This window comes from Yinghuangia sp. YIM S10712 (genome assembly GCF_051388935.1).
GTDB lineage: Bacteria > Actinomycetota > Actinomycetes > Streptomycetales > Streptomycetaceae > Yinghuangia.
In genome coordinates, this window is the sequence record NZ_JBPKBI010000010.1 from 32,197 (window position 1) to 47,010 (window position 14,814).

The 14,814-nt window shown below is 68.3% G+C and carries 8 protein-coding genes; all 8 read right to left on the minus strand.

The window, feature by feature from the left end; genetic code table 11:
* Positions 1 to 690: ABC transporter substrate-binding protein (locus tag ACRX5W_RS20335; protein WP_436789652.1), on the minus strand; the 690-nt coding region annotated here is incomplete at its 3' end.
* 466 nt (positions 691 to 1,156) lie between these two features.
* Positions 1,157 to 3,424: a beta-glucosidase family protein gene (locus ACRX5W_RS20340; protein WP_436789653.1), complete on the minus strand. Its 2,268-nt coding sequence runs from the start codon at positions 3,422 to 3,424 to the stop codon at positions 1,157 to 1,159.
* Between the two features lie 134 nt (positions 3,425 to 3,558).
* Positions 3,559 to 4,236 carry a DUF459 domain-containing protein gene (locus ACRX5W_RS20345; protein ID WP_436789654.1) on the minus strand — a complete coding sequence of 226 codons (678 nt, stop codon included), beginning with the start codon at positions 4,234 to 4,236 and terminating at the stop codon, positions 3,559 to 3,561.
* 41 nt (positions 4,237 to 4,277) lie between these two features.
* A complete protein-coding gene (locus tag ACRX5W_RS20350; RefSeq protein ID WP_436789655.1) occupies positions 4,278 to 6,719 on the minus strand; it encodes a glycoside hydrolase family 2 protein in 2,442 nt (813 codons plus the stop codon).
* A 68-nt stretch (positions 6,720 to 6,787) separates the two neighbouring features.
* The gene (locus ACRX5W_RS20355) at positions 6,788 to 9,643 is read right to left on the minus strand and encodes an ABC transporter permease subunit (RefSeq protein WP_436789656.1); all 2,856 of its coding nucleotides are present in this window, start codon (positions 9,641 to 9,643) and stop codon (positions 6,788 to 6,790) included.
* Between the two features lie 5 nt (positions 9,644 to 9,648).
* Positions 9,649 to 11,871: an ATP-binding protein gene (locus ACRX5W_RS20360; RefSeq protein ID WP_436789657.1), complete on the minus strand. Its 2,223-nt coding sequence runs from the start codon at positions 11,869 to 11,871 to the stop codon at positions 9,649 to 9,651.
* Positions 11,872 to 12,153: 282 nt separating this feature from the next.
* The gene (locus tag ACRX5W_RS20365) at positions 12,154 to 13,452 is read right to left on the minus strand and encodes an ABC transporter substrate-binding protein (RefSeq protein WP_436789658.1); all 1,299 of its coding nucleotides are present in this window, start codon (positions 13,450 to 13,452) and stop codon (positions 12,154 to 12,156) included.
* A 189-nt stretch (positions 13,453 to 13,641) separates the two neighbouring features.
* Positions 13,642 to 14,715, minus strand: coding sequence for a family 43 glycosylhydrolase (locus ACRX5W_RS20370; RefSeq protein ID WP_436789659.1), 1,074 nt, complete (start codon positions 14,713 to 14,715; stop codon positions 13,642 to 13,644).
* Between the last annotated feature and the right edge of the window lie 99 nt (positions 14,716 to 14,814).

Consider the following 14,814-nt stretch of genomic DNA (forward strand, 5'->3'; position numbering starts at 1 on the left):
CGCCCCGCCGTCCAAATGTATTTGCTGGACGGCGAGCCGCCGCTCGGCGGCGCGGGTGATGGCTGCGGGCGCGAACACCACTGCCGCGTCCAGGTGTTCGGAGCCGACGTCGTTGACGGCGTCGGTCGCGTCGCCGACGACGGACATGGTGATGCTCTCGAAACGGGGCAGGCTGCGGGCGGTCTGCCAGTAGCCGGGGTTGCGGGTGAACACCTGACGGCCGTCACGGGCCCATTCGGCGAGCAGGTACGGCCCGGCCCCGACGGGTCTGCGGCCGACGCCGACCGGGTCCCTGCGGACCGCGGTGGGCGATACGAGGAAGGCGAGATGGCGGGCCACTGTGCGGTCGAAGTTCGCGTTGCTGCGCCGCAGTTGGATCTGCAAGGTCAGCGGGTCGGTGGCCCGCAACGACGAGATGTCCGCGGTCGCGGGGAGTTGCAGGGAGTGGTTCGTGGAGTCGCGGTGGCGCTCCCAGTTGAACCGGACGGCCTCGGCGTCGAACGGCGTCCCGTCGGAGAACGTGATGCCGGGACGGAGCCGGAGCGTCCACGCCGTGCCGTTCTCCCGCGGGGTCAAGGCTTCGGCGATGTGCGGCTGCACGGTGCCGGTGGCCGGGTCCGACCAGACCAGCACGTCGTAGACGGCCGCCAGCCGGTTTCCCTCGACAGCGCCGAAGGTGTGGGTGTACATCGGGTCCATGCTCGCCGCGTCGGTGGGAACCGCGACGGACAGGGAACCGGCCCCACCGGGCCCGGAAGTGACCGGCGGCGACTCTTCGCCGGGGTCGGAGTCGGAGCACCCGGCGGCCACGGCCGCCGTCGCACCCATGGCAATAGCGGAGAATCTGCGGCGACTCAATACGCCGCGTCGTGAACCTGTGGGCATGGCGGAAGAAACCTCTGCAAGTGGGGCTCAGGCGGGCAGGGGGTAGATGTCGACGGGGGTGCGCATCACGTCGTCGTGGTCGGCCCGGCACACGGGCCCGGTCGCGGATGGCTCCGCGCAGCCGGACTTCGGTGTGCGAGGCGCCGACCAGGTGAGGCACTCGTCGTGCCCGATCGCGGGATTTTCATCACCATCGCGTCGACGGCGCAGAGAGCAAGCCCTCGTACGCCGCGGTCGGCCGCGCCGACCGGCGCCGGGTCCGTCGGACCGTTCAGCTGCTCTCAACGGTCATTTCGTCGAGCAGGCGGCTGAGTTCCGTGGTGTCGATGCGGTTGCCGCTCATGGTGACCAGTTGACTCAGCGGCAGCGACTCGATCATGGCCAGGATCGTGGGGTCGGTCCCAACGGACGAGCCCTCCGCCTCGCGGAGCGCCCGGAGGAGGATCGGGCCGCCGTCGGGGTGTGCCAGCCACTCCCAGATGGCCGAGTCCCACGTGACAGGCAGGGCGAGCGACGGCGCGTCGACGGTGGCGGTGGCGGTCAGGCGCAGGTCGCGTGACGACGCGCCGACGCCGATCGTGAAGTCGCCGGCTTCGAGGACCCAGCGGTCGTGGGTGATGCTGAAGAACGACAGGTCCCGGGCATGGAGTTCGAATTCAACGGGGGTGGACTCCCCGGGCTGGAGTGCGACCTTCGCGAACGCTTTGAGTTCCCGGACGGGTCGGTCGACCGACGCGTCGACGTCGCCGACGTACACCTGGACCACCTCTTTGCCGGCGACCGGGCCGGTGTTGGTGACATTGAGGCGGACCTGGAGGACGACGTCCTCGCCCTCCCCGTCGACTGTGGTGCGCAGGTCGGAATAGCCGAAGGTGGTGTACGACAGGCCGTGCCCGAAGGGGTAGCCGACGGCTATGTCCTGGGCGTCGTAGTAGCGGTAGCCGACGTAGAGGCGCTCCCCGTAGGCCACGTGGCCCTCGCTGCCGGGGAAGTTGAGGTGCGAGGGATTGTCCCGGAGCCGCAGCGGGACGGTCTCGGCCAACCGGCCGCACGGGTTGGCTCGCCCGAACAGCAGGTCGGCGACCGCGCCGCCCCCGGCCTGCCCGTTCAGCCAACCTTCCAAGATCGCCCGTGCATGGTGCTGCCACGACGCGACCTCGACCACCCCGCCGTTGGCGAGGACGACGACCACGTTGCGGTTGACCTGTGCCACGGCGTCGAGAAGCCGGAGCTGGACCTCCGGCAAATCGATGCTGTCGCGGTCGTAGCCTTCGGACTCGAAGCCCTCGGGCAGTCCGAGGAACACGAGCGCGACATCCGCTGCTTCGGCGGCGGCCACCGCGTCGGACAACAGGGCATCGTTCTTGTCCCCGGACAAGGTGAAGCCCGGCGAGAACGACAGGCGCAGGTGCTCTCCGGCGGCCTGGGTGAGAGCGTCGAGGGCGTTGTCGACCCGGGTGGGGCGGACCTTGGAGCTGCCGGCCCCCTGGAACCGCGGCGTGCGGGCGAACTCCCCGATCACCGCCACCTCCGCACGGGCGTCCGGGTCCAAGGGGAGGACCGCGTCCTCGTTCTTGAGCAGCACCGCGGATTCCGCGGCGGCCGTCCTCGCGAGAGCGTGGTGCTCCGCGAGGTTGACATCCTGGACCGGTGGTTGAGGGGCGGCCGTACGGTTGATCAGTGTGAGCAGGCGGGTCACGGCTCGGTCGACAACTGCTTCCTCGATACGCCCGGCCCGCACTGCTTCGACGAGCCGGGCGGCGCTGGCGCCGTTCGTCGACGGCATCTCCAGGTCCAGACCCGCGGCCACCGCCTCCACGGGATCCTTGACCGCCCCCCAGTCGGACACCACCAAGCCGTCGTACGCCCATTCCCCGCGCAGCACTTCGGTCAGCAGCCACGGATTCTGCGCGGCATGCACGCCGTTGACCTTGTTGTACGCGGCCATGATCGTCAGCGGCTTCGCCGCGGTCACGACGTGTTCGAAGGCGGCCAGGTAGATCTCCCGCAGCGTGCGGACGTCGACGTCGGCGCTGATGCGCATGCGGTTGGTTTCCTGGTTGTTGGCGGCATAGTGCTTCACCGACGCTCCCACGCCGGTGCTCTGCACGCCCCGCACCAGCGCGGCACCCAGGCGACCGCTGACGACCGGGTCCTCCGAGAGGTACTCGAAGTTGCGCCCACACAGGGGCGACCGCTTGATGTTGATCCCGGGGCCGAGCAGGACCGCCACCCCGGTCGCCCGGCTTTCGGCCCCGAGCGCCTCGCCGACACGGGTGAGCAGGTTGACATCCCAGGACGACCCAAGCGCCGCCGCGGTAGGAAAACAGGTGGCCGGCAGGCTCGCGTCCAAGCTGAAGCTTTCGGCCTTCGGGTCATGCATGCGGACACCGTGCGGGCCGTCGGTCAGCACGATCGAGGGGACGCCGCACCGCTCGACGTCCGCCGTTTCCCAGGCTCCCCGCCCTGACAGCAGCGAGGCTTTCTCCTCCAGGGTCAACGCCGCGAGAACGTCTTCGACATCGATCTTTGTGTGCATGGGCAATCCTTTGACTCAAGTCGAGACACGGCCGCATATCGGCGACCGGCAGGTGAGCGCGAGTCCCGCGTGTGCAGCCGGGTCGGGCGGACGGCCTGCCGCAGTGCGGTGTCGCGGGTCGGCCGTTCTGCGGGTCAGTCGCTCGTATCGGAGCCTGCGAGGGCACGTGCGATGGGAAGTTCGGCGATGTAGGGCCTGAGCTGCCCGACCCACGCCGCGTATCCGGCGCCGGTCAGATGGAGGTTGTCGAGGGTGTACTCGGGTCGGAGTTGTCCCGTGGCGTCGGCGAGGGCGGGCCACAGGTCGATGTAGGTTCCCGCGGCGTCTTTCGCGATCCGCCGGTACTCGGCGTTGAGCGTGCGGAGCATGTCCGCCAGCTCGGCTTGCCGTGGCATGACGCTCTGGACGAACAGGGCTGTTTCCGGGGCACCTTCGCGGATCGCGGCGACCAGGTGTCGCATGCGTTCCGCGGTCTCTTCTGCTGTGCGCCGGGGTCCGCGGGCAAGGAACTGCTCCATACCGGTACCGGTGTCCAGGTCGTTGGTGCCGACAAGCAGGAACACCGCGGCCGGATTCACCAACGTGGTGTCGAGACGCGCGAGGACGTCGTCGACGGTGTTGCCCCCGATCCCGCGGTTGAGCACCGGAAGCCCGGGAAACCACTCGTGCCACAAGCCACCCTCGGTGATGCTGTCACCGAGGAAGACGACCTGATCAGGCAGTGGGACGAACTGTTCGAACTGCGTGGCGCGCATGGTCATTTGCGCCGCCATCCCGGCCAGGATGCCCTGCCTGAGGGGTTCGGGGATCACGGTGGCTTCCCTTGATCGGTTGAGTGCGTCGGTGCCGTCGGCTATTCCACGGTGACCCATATCTCGGCCGGTTCGCAGTCGGTGGCGGTGGCCAGGAGGCGGATCTTGCCGGGGCCAGTGGGGCGGAGAACGGCCAGGGCCCGTCCTTGGTAGGTGTGGCGCTCGGTGGCGTCGAACCGTTCCTCGGTGGACGGTTCGGCGCTGCCGAACCCCTGCAAAACACCGGCACCGGAGACCTCGACGCGCACCGGCCGGTCGGCCGCGGTGTGGCAGGTTGCGTCTGTGTCGATCAGGGTGAGGGTGATGTAGGCGACGTCGCCGCCGGCCGCAGTGATGACCGGTCGGTCGGCTTCGGCGCGCAGCCGCAGCGGGCCCGTCGCCGACCTCAGGGCGTGGCGGCCGGTCTCGACGCCGTCCCGGTAGGAGATGGCGACGAGTTCGCCCGGCTCGTAGACCGTGTCGAACGCGGTGCGGAACCGCTGGTCCGCGCCGACCGGGTGCCGTCCGAGGGAGTGTCCGTTGACGATCAGCTCGACGTCGTCGGCGCCGCTGTAGACCTCGACGACGATCGGCGAGCCCTCGTGGCCGGGCCAGGTCCAGCTGGAGAGGGTGTCGCTCCACGCCCACGGGGTGCCCGCGTACGTCTTGCCGTGGTGCTGCGGCCGTTGGACGGCGATGTAGGGGCGTGGACTCACGCCGAAGACGATCTCGCGGTAGTAGGAGGCGGGGCGGCGGTGGCCGGTGATGTCGATGTCGCCGCAGTCCGCGGTCAAATGGGGATAGGGGGCCACGTGGGTGGGCCGCGGGGCGTCCTCGGTGAGGTATTGCGGCCGGCCGATGCCGACTTCGCCGAGATAGTCCCAGCCGATCCAGGTGAAGTCCCCGATGACGTGCGGGTGTTCGGTGACCAGTCGCCAGTTGCCGTCGATCCGGGTGGGGAAGGTCTCGGTACCGACGATGATCCGGTTCGGGAATGAGTCGCAGTCGAGGGCGTAGCGGGCCTCGCCGTAGTTGATGCCCGCGACGTCGAGGACGGCGAAGGACTCTGCGGTGCGCCCGGTCACCAGTTCGGAGGCGCTGATGCGGCTCATGCCCTCGCCGGGGTCGGCGGCCATGAGCGTGTTGATGCCGGCGCCATCGTCGGACTGCTGCCTGAGGGCGGAGAGTTCCGACAGGACGGCGAGCATGCCGTTAATGCCGTTGGTCACGTAGCGGGTCGGGTCGAGGGAGCGGACTTTCTCCGCGAGCTTGCGGCCCAGCGCGGCCCCGACCGCGGATCCGGTCTCGGGGATCTCGTTGCCGATCGAATACATGATGACGCTGGGGTGGTTGAAATCCTTGGTGACCATCGCCTCGATGTCGCGTTCCCACCACTCGGCGAAGTGCAGGTGGTAGTCGAACTCGCTCTTGCCTGAGGTCCACACGTCGAACGCCTCGTCCATCACCAGCATCCCGAGCCGGTCGCACGCGTTCAGCATCGCCCGGCTCATCGGATGGTGCGACATGCGTATCGCGTTGAATCCGGCGTCCTTGAGGATCCGGACACGGCGTTCCTCGGCGGCGGAGAGCGTTGCCGCGCCCAGGACCCCGTTGTCGTGGTGCACACACGCGCCGCGCAGCTTCACCGGTTCCGTGTTGATCCGCAGCCCGCGTACCGGGTCCAGGTGCAGGGAACGTATGCCGAACGTGACTGTCTCGGCGTCCACCTCGCCGTCATCGTCGGTCAACGTGACGCGGGCTGTGTGCAGCGCGGGCGAGTCCGGGCCCCACAGCAACGGGTCGCTGATGTAGAAGCGTTGCCGGGCGATCGCGGGCTCTCCGGGCAACACCGTGACCTTCGAGACGTCGGTGGCGACGACAGTCCCGCCCGTGTCACAGACCTCGGTGGCGACGGTGACCGTCCGGATCGCGATGGAGTCGTTCTCGACCGTGCAGGCGACCTCGACCACCGCGAGGTCCCCGTCGACGTCCGGTGTGGTGACGCGGACCCCGTCCGGCGCGATGCGCACCAGATCCCCGACAAGCATCCACGTGTCGCGGTAGATGCCCGCGCCGGTGTACCACCGCGAGTCCTGGTGGGACCGGGCCTCGACGTGTATCTCGTTGTCCTGCCCGAACCGCAGGAAGCGGTCGGCATCTATACGGAAGTGCGAGTAGCCATACGGGCGCTGCCCCGCGTAGTCCCGGTTGATGTGGACGACCGCATCGCGGTAGACGCCCTCGAACTCGAAGAAGATCCGCTTGCCCCGATACTCCTCCGGGACGAAGAAGGTCTTGCGGTACTCGAACGTCCCACCGGGGAAGTAGGCCCCGGCGCCGCCCTCCGTCCCAGACCCACCGACCGGGTTCTTGCGTTCCTGCCCGATCAGGGCGTCGTGCGGCAACGTCACCGGCTGGTACGGCACCGAGGTACCGGACATCTCGGCGAAAAGATTGACTTTCGTGCGGACTTGCCAGTCGTCGTTGAAGGAAACCCGGATCACTTCGATCTCCAGTGTTCGGAACCAGTCGCGGCGGTGCGAGTGGGTGCGTACGAAGCCACGGGCCTACGTCATCGGGATGCTCCTGCGGCCGTGTCCGACAGGCGAGGAGCCGTTGCGGTGCCGCTGCGTTCGATGGCGCGTTCGTCGGTACCGAGGTAGCTGGCGATGACCTTGGGGTCGTTGCGGACGGTGTCCGGTTCGCCGGCGGCGATGACACGGCCGGTCTCCAGGCAGTAGACGCGGTCGGAGATGCCCATGATCAGCGGCATGTCGTGCTCGATGACCAGCATCGACGCGCCGAGTTCGCGGCGGATCTCCTGGATCAGCGGACCGAACGCCTCCGTCTCGCGCTGGGCGACGCCGGCGGTCGGCTCGTCCAGGCACAGGACCTGCGCGTCCAGCGCCAGCAGACCGGCGAGTTCGACTATGCGGCGCGTCCCGGTGGACAGGTCGCCGATGAACGCGTCGGCGTACCGGCCGAGTCCGAGGAAGTCGACCAGGTCGTCCGCGTCGGACTTCTTGGCGCGCTCGCGCTTGAAGGTGTGCGGCAGGTACAACGCGGTGGACAGCAACCCGGTCCGACCGCGCGCCTCCAAGGCGATCTGCACGGTCTCACGCACGGTCAGCTCCGGGAAGAGCGCCGCCGCCTGGAAGGTGCGGCCGAGCCCCGTCCGGGCGCGAGCGGCCGGGGCCATGCCCGACACGTCGCGGCCGAGAAGTTCGACCGTGCCCCTGGCGGGGACGAACCCGCCGATCGCGTTCATCAGCGTCGACTTGCCGGCCCCGTTGGTGCCGATCAGGCCGACGATCTCGTTCGGCCGCACTTCGATCGACACCCCGTCGACCGCCGCCCGGCCGCCGAATCGCACCTTGACCCGGGACGTTGCCAGCACGGGCTTGTCGGCGGGCAGCGGCTCGCGGACCTTGCGGACGAGCACGACCGGTGGCGCGGTCGTGGTCTTCGTCGTCGGGGCGGGACCGAGCTTCCTGTCCGCCCAGGCGAGCAGGGCGTCACGTGCGCTGTAGCCGATCTGCACCAGGCCGCCGGGGAAGTACAGCAGCAGGATCAGCAGACCGAGGCTGGAGGTCAGCATCGGCACGAGCTCGTTGTCGGGGAAGATCGCCGGGAGGCCGATCACCCACAGCGACCCGAGGACCGAACCCGAGACCGACCCGAGGCCGCCGATCACCACGATTGACACGAGGACGAGGGAGTCGTCGCCGAGGAAGTACTTGTCGGCGTATGGCACGGTCTGCACCGCACCGGCCAGCAGCGCGCCGCCGAGCCCGGCGATGCCGCCTGCGAGGGCGAACGTGCGCAGCTTCACCCGTGCCGCGGCGACCGTGTACGCCGCCGCTGTCGCAGGGTTGTCCCGGACGCCGATCGTGGTGCGGCCGACGCCGGATTTGCGCAGCCTCGCGACGACGCACATGACCAGCACAAGGACGATCAACACGAGGTAGTAGTAAGCGCGTTGGCTGGTGACGTCGATCCCGAAGACCGAGCTGCGGGGGAAGGACGCGGTGTCCATGCCCTCGTCGTGGAACATTTCGCGGCGGTAGAAGAACTGTTCAGCCGCGATCGCGAACGCGAAGGTGCTCACTGCGAGCAAGAGCCCGCGTACGCGTAGTGCGCCGGCGCCGATCAGCGCCGCCAGCGCGGCGGTCACGAGTGTCGCCACCAGCACTGCCGCCGGGAACGTCAAACCCCGGAAGCTGTAGACGCTGTCGCCCGCCTCGATGCGCAGGCCGCGGTTCAGCGCCGCCGCAAGCAGCGCCCCCAGGCCCGCGAACGCCATCTGTCCCAGGGAGAGTTGGCCGGCCCAGCCGGTGAGGATCGTCACCGAGGTGGCGCAGATCGCGTACGCCAGGATCACCGTGTAGGTCAGGTGCCGCGACGGCTGGGTCACCAAAAGCGGCACGATCACCGCGACCAGGCCGAGGAACAGCAGCGTGGCGCGCTCCATGTGCCGCACCCACCACACGCCCTTGAGGCGTTCGGGGACCGGCTTGATCTTCGGGGCGAAGGAGAACGACGACGACTCGGTGTCGCGCCCACGGCTGACGAAGAACACCGCCACCAGCACCAGGACCAGCAGCACCAGATCCGTCAGACCCGGCTGGTCCAGCCAGTTGAACTGGATGAACGACTGCAACAACCCCAGCAACACACCCGCACCCAACGCGATGGGGAACGACACCATGCGCGCCAGCACGGCGGCGGCCAGCGCCCGCAGGAGGGTTCCCGGGCCGAGGGTGGTGATCTGGGTGAGCGACGTGTTCTGCGCCGAGATCAGGATCAGGCACAGTGTCCCGAGGAGTCCTGCGATCGCCCACACCGCCGTCGACACCAACTTGGGGCTGATGCCGTTCAAACGCGCCAGTTCCGGGTTCCCGGCGGACGCCTTGACAGTCTTGCCGAGGATCGTCCGGCCGAGGAACAGGGCAAGCAGGACCGCCGCGACCGGAACGGTGACCAGGATGCTCATCTGAGCGCTGGTGACTGTGAGGTCATCGGTAGGCGACCATGTTCCAGACCACGGAACCGGGTAGACATCGTTGGTGTAGTCGTCCATCTCGGGCAGGGATGTCACGATTGTCAGCGCGAGTTGGGCAACGCCGATGGTGGCGACCAGGACGATCACGCGCGGTGCGTTGAACAGCCGCCGCACGACGACCAGGTCGACTATCGCGCCGAAGATCGTGCCGACGACCAGGGCGATCGCCAAGGCGATCCAGTACGGCACGCTGTAGCGGACAACCAGCAGCGCGAACAGCACGGACCCGATGAGGCCCATGTTGGCGACGGCGAAGTTGATGACGCGGGTGGAGCGGTGCACGAGCACGATGCCCATGGCGAGGAGCCCGATGACCAGGCCGGTGACCGCGCCGTCGAACAGCAGTTGTGTGGTTGGCATTTCCATGGGTGTCAGCCGCCTTCCCGGCCGAGGAAGACCGCGCGGGCGAGGTCGTCGCGTTCGGCGAGTTCGCGGGCGGGCCCGGTGAAGCGGACCTGCCCCTTCTCCAGGAACACCGCACGGTCCGCGATGGCGAGGGCGATGTTCAGCGACTGCTCGACGACGATGATCGTCAGGCCGTCCTGCTTGAGCCGCTCGATGATCGCCAGGAGGTCCTGCACCACCACCGGCGCGAGCCCGAGGGAGAGTTCGTCGATCAGCAACACCTCGGGATCGTGCATCAGCACCATGGCCAGCGCCAGCATTTGCTGCTGACCACCCGACAAGGATCCCGCGACCTGGCCTTGACGGTCCCTCAGGTCCGGGAACAGGTCTAGCACGTACGCGAATCGCTCGTCCCGACGCGCCGCATCCTTGCGGAACCGGAACGCCGCCATCTCCAGGTTGTCCCGGACGGTCATGTCGGTGAACACGCCCTTGCCACCCGGCAGGAGGTGGATCCCGTACCGGCCACGCTGCTCGGGTGCGACGTAGGTGATCGTCTGGCCGTTCAACCGGACCACCCCGCGCTCGGGGGTGCCGAGGCCGCAGATCACCTTCAGGATGGTCGACTTGCCCGCACCGTTCGTGCCGAGAAGGGCCAGGGTCTCCCCGCGCTTGACATCGAACGCGACGTCGAACAGCACCTGTACCTGGCCGTACGAGAAGTCGATGTTGTTCACCTGGAGCACCGGGATCGTCTCCGGGTCCTGCTTCTGCCGCTCGTTCTCCTCCAGCTCCTCGCGCAATTCCTGGACCACGAGGGAGAGATCGTTGCGGATGGTCTTGGCGCCGCGCAGCATCAGGAGCCCGCCGATGGCGCTCGCGGGTATGCCGATGACCAGCATGGCGACACGAGGGTCGTACGCGTCGCTGATCAGGCCGGACAGGATCGCCCCGCCGGTGGCGCCGATGAAGAAGATGTACAGCGAGCCCAGCGCCGTGCCCAGACCACGCAGGCGGTACGGCACGACCGACTGCATGATCGGGGCGGTCATCGCGAACGCCACGGAGCTGAGCATGCCGCCCGGGATCGCCAGCAACATGAACGCCCAGCCGGTCGGCATGAACCACTGGATCGGCAACAGCACGGCGCCCGGCAGGAGCAGGTAGCCCAGCAGCGCCACCGCGCGGGAGGGGTCCTGGTGGTAGAGCCGGTCGTACCACGGCCCGACGAACGGCAGCAGCGCCAGAACCGCCACGCCGGTCGCCGAACCCCACACGCCGCGCTCGAAGGTGGACATCCCGAAGTGGTCGTCCGCCCACAAGCTGCTCAGGATCGCACCGGTGAACAGCGTGAACCCGAGCGCGGAGAACGCCAGGATGGCGCTCTTCATCGTCTTGATGCGCAGCAGCCGCGCGAACGCAGCCTCGATCGAGATCGGCATCGGTTTCTTGTCCTCGACGACCTCGCCGAGGACCGACTTCATCTCGTGCTGCCCGCGCTTGGGCTCCGGGAGCCGGAACGCCCAGATGGCCACGAACAACGTCGGCAGCCCGAGGATCAGGAACGACCAGCGCCACCCGTCATCACCGCCGGCGAGCGTGGCGATGCCCGCGACGAGCAGGGGACTGAGTGCTCCTGCCGTACGCGCGGCGCTGTAGTTGAGCGCGGACATCCGCCCGCGCACCCCGATCGGGTACGTATCCGCCAGCAGGGAACCGTTGACCGGGATCGTGCTGGACTTGGCCACCCCGACGCCGAAGCGGGTCAGGAAGAACAGGAACGCATTGGCTGCCATCCCGCAGGCGAGCACCATGGCCGAGAACATGATCCCGGCCCAGCCGATCACGCGGCTGCGCCGGAAGCGGTCGGCCATGTAACCCATCGGCAGCGCGCCCAGCACCAGGAACGCACCCGACGCCGCCGAAATGAACACGATCGCGGAGTCGCTCAACCCGAACGCGTCGCGGATGTCCGGTGCCAGGATCGACAGCGCCGCGGACTCCAACTCGTCCATCGTCGCCAGCGTCACCAACGTCATGAAGGTCATCGACCCACCGGCGGCGAGTCCCTGGCGAAGCGTCACATGCTGGTCGCCGACACCGGGGAGCAGTTCGTCCGCGAATAGCACCTCACGCTTCGCCTCCGCCTGGCGAGCCTGGCGTTCGGCTTCCGCGTCGATCAGTCCGGCGGCGAGCCCGGCCGCCGAAGTGGTGCCTCCGCTCTCGGCGGGCCCGGTCGGGGCACTCACGGCGTCGGCCGATTGGCGCGCGGGGACAGGACATGGGACATGCGCATGAGGTACTCCGAGAGGACGGGGGGCGGCGGGCGAGTGCCGGTGCGGGCTATACCGTCGGGCGCTCGCGTGGACGCGTTGCGGCCGGATTCGGGCGGGTGACCTGACTGTGGGGGGCTCGCGCCGAACGGAGTCGGCCGGGGTGCCGCCCGGCCGTCACGACGAGGGCGGCCGGGCGGTGTGCCGGTGGCTCGGACGGGGGTGGCAGTCTGTGTGCCAGGCTGCCCGGGAGGCCCGTCAGGTGGTCCGGAACTTCTTCGCGGCCGGGTCGTAAGTGAACAGGCGCGGCGGGACCGCGCCGTGTGGGGTCTCGCGGGTGTAGTCGGCCTTGTCGCTCAAGCTCGGGATCTGCAGGGGGCCCAGGGTGAAGCCGGCGTTCTGGAAGGTCTCGTAGTTGAGGTCGCGGCCGGCCTTGTCGGCGATGGCCTTGAAGAGCGTGAGGTTGCGGCACGCCGTCTGCATCGAGGTCTGCGGCGAGGGGGTGCCGGCGGGCAGAGTGGCGGGGTCGACCGTCAGCTTGCCCTTGAGGTCGGGTATAGCCGCCTCCACGGTGGCGATGCATTCCCGGAGGGCGGGGTCGTTCCAGTCGACCTTGGTGCCGGCTGCGGTCGCGTTGGTGAGTGTGGAGAAGTCGTGCTGGGCTTGGTCGCCGGTGTAGATCTCAGCGCGCGTGACGTCGGTGAACAGCAGCCGGGGGCGGTACGAGGTCTTCTCCAACTGCTTGGGGAACTCGCCGCCCATGCCGCCAACCACGACGATGGTGTCCGCGCCCGCGGCCTGGAACTTCTGGATGAATACACCGAGTTGCTGGGACACCGCCGCAGCGTCCCGCATGGACGCGTCCATGATGCCGGTCTCCACCGGAGTGACGCCGAAGTCCCGCAGCGTCGGAAGAACAAGGTCGTTGACGGCGGCCTGCTCGTTGACGGGGCCGACGACAGCGACCTTCTTGCCCGCGAGGGCGTTGTTCGCGGCCAAGACCTTCACAGCGTCGACGACAGCGTCGCCGTCGATGTCGGAGAACCACGGGGCCTGGGCGGCGGCGTAGTTCTTGTCGCCGAGTGAACCGCCGACGACCGCCGTCTTGTTGGTCTGCACGTAGCACATCGGCTCGTTGGCGTTGAACGTACCGATCGCCGCGAACACCTTCGCGTCCTGCGTCAGCTTGACGCACGTCTCCTGCGCTGCTGCCGGGGAAGCGACGTTGATCGCGCCGAACACCGGCTCGATCTTGCGGCCGTTGATGCCGCCCGCGTCGTTGATCTTCTTGATCAGCGCGTTGTACGTCGCCTCGTAGTCGCCGTGGTCGATCTTGAGGAACTGCTTGACCGCGGAAAGGTCGGGGTAGGTGATGCCGAGCTTGATCGAGGTGTCGGTCACCCCGGGAGCGACCCTCGGCGCTGGCGGCGCGACAGGAGCGCCGGAGGCGGTGCTCGCGGGGTCGTCCTTCTTCTCCGCGGTGCAGCCGCTGACGACGAGCGCGGCAGCCGCGGCCAAGACTGCGGCGGCGCGAGTTCTGGAAGAGTGCGATCTCATTTCGGGGATCCGTTTCTCGTCGGGGAAGAGCGGGTGTTCGTCCTGGGAAGTCGGCGCGGACTTGGCTTCAGAGAACGCATGGGCCGCCGGGCCGCGCTGTCGGGGTGGAACGAGCGGAGACCACATCGGACCCCTGCCTGTCGTCTCGGGGCACGTCCGTTCGGGCCGCCCAAGCGCTTTGGCTCGCGGTCAGTTGAAGTCCTCGACATGCCACTCGTCGTGCCAGTCGAGTACGGGCATGTCGCCGTCGAAGCGGATCGGCAGCCAGACGTAGTCGGCGATGGAGGTGTTGGCGTCCAGCAGGTCGGACAGCCCGTCGGGCACTTCGCGTTGCTCGTCGGCGGTCGGCAAGCCGCCGCCCGACGTCATCGCATCCGCCATGCCTTTTACCACTCGGCCACAGATCTCGGCGGACAGGTTCGGCAGCCACCGGTCGGCCAGCGCGATGTACAGGTCCTTCTTGTGCGGGTGCCTGAACACTGAGGAGATCTGCGAGCGGTACGACGTACCGGTCGTATCGCCGGGGTGCGGGTCGCCCAGCACGGTCCACGGGCCGTGGTAGCTGTCGGCGACGGCGACCTGCGACGAGTTCGGGACGTAGCCGGACGTCCCGGAGGTGACCAGGTAGTGCTTGGCGCCGCGCCGGAAGTACGCGGGCGCCTCGCGGACGAACGGCGGGTGTGGCTGCGGGAAGTGAGTGGAGTAGTAGCCGGTCACGTCCGTGTAGTCGGCGGTCAGGTCCGCGCAGATCAGCTCGCTGTGCACGCGCTCGAAGTAGTAGTAGCCCTTGCCGTCGTGCGGATCCACGACCAGGTCGAAGTCGCCCGCGCTCATGCCGAGCGGGCGAAGTCCCGTACGCACGATGCGGTATGGGCCTTCGATGGCCTCGGCGACCAGCACCGTGGACTCCTGGATGTCGCCCATGATCTTGAGCCAGCACACGAATCGTCCGGTGCGCTTGTCATGGATGATGTGCGGCCGGTCGACCTGCTTCGACGGGTGCAACGGGCTTGCGAGATCGTCCGGTTCGGGTGGGATGATCAGCCCGCGGTCCTCCCAGTTGTAAAGGTCCTTGGACGCGTAGCAGCGAATGCCCCAGTGCCAGATTCCGCTGCCGGGGACGGTCTTCTCCTTGTTCTCCCCGTACCAGTAGAACGTGCCATCGACGTGCAGGATCGACCCACCGTGTGCCTGGATGCGCTCGCCTTTGGTGTCGAGCCAGCGCGTGCCCGGACGGATGCTTTCCTGGGGCGGATTGCCCACGTGCTGGTCCCTTCGAGTCTTCACTGGTCGCGCCGGGTTCCGCCGCACCCGTGTTTCGGGCCTGTGCGACTCGGCGACGCGTGGTCGTCGCGGCGCCTT

What these genes read in the sequence shown, in the direction of transcription:
- ACRX5W_RS20355 (WP_436789656.1), bottom strand. Translation starts at nt 9,643, where the DNA reads ATGGAAATGCCAACCACACAACTGCTGTTCGACGGCGCGGTCACCGGC.
- ACRX5W_RS20365 (WP_436789658.1), bottom strand. Translation starts at nt 13,452, where the DNA reads ATGAGATCGCACTCTTCCAGAACTCGCGCCGCCGCAGTCTTGGCCGCG.
- ACRX5W_RS20340 (WP_436789653.1), bottom strand. Translation starts at nt 3,424, where the DNA reads ATGCACACAAAGATCGATGTCGAAGACGTTCTCGCGGCGTTGACCCTG.